This window comes from Flavobacterium sp. RSSA_27, from assembly GCF_051547125.1.
In the GTDB taxonomy this organism is placed as follows: Bacteria; Bacteroidota; Bacteroidia; order Flavobacteriales; family Flavobacteriaceae; genus Flavobacterium.
Genome location: NZ_JBPTTN010000024.1, coordinates 1 through 256 on the forward strand (window position 1 = coordinate 1; position 256 = coordinate 256).

Sequence of the window (256 nt, forward strand, 5' to 3'; positions counted from 1 at the left end):
CGCTATTGTTTGTGCTGCCTCAACCCTGCAATTAACCAATACTACTGCTGCAGGAGTTTGGAAATCTAAAAATACCGGTATCGCTACTGTAGATGGCAATGGGTTAGTCACTGGAGTAAATGCAGGTACAGTAACTATTTCGTATACTGTGACCAATTCAAGTGGCTGTACGACAAGTGTTTCTAAATCAATCAGCGTTACTGCAAAACCTAGCCAACCCATAATCACTGCTGCTGGCCCTACTGCTTTCTGTACT

The 256-nt window shown here is 43.4% G+C and carries 1 protein-coding gene; it reads left to right on the top strand.

Annotated features, from left to right (window positions below):
- A partial coding sequence (locus tag ACSVH5_RS13465) for an Ig-like domain-containing protein (protein WP_438061925.1) occupies positions 1 to 256 on the top strand: 256 nt, incomplete at both ends.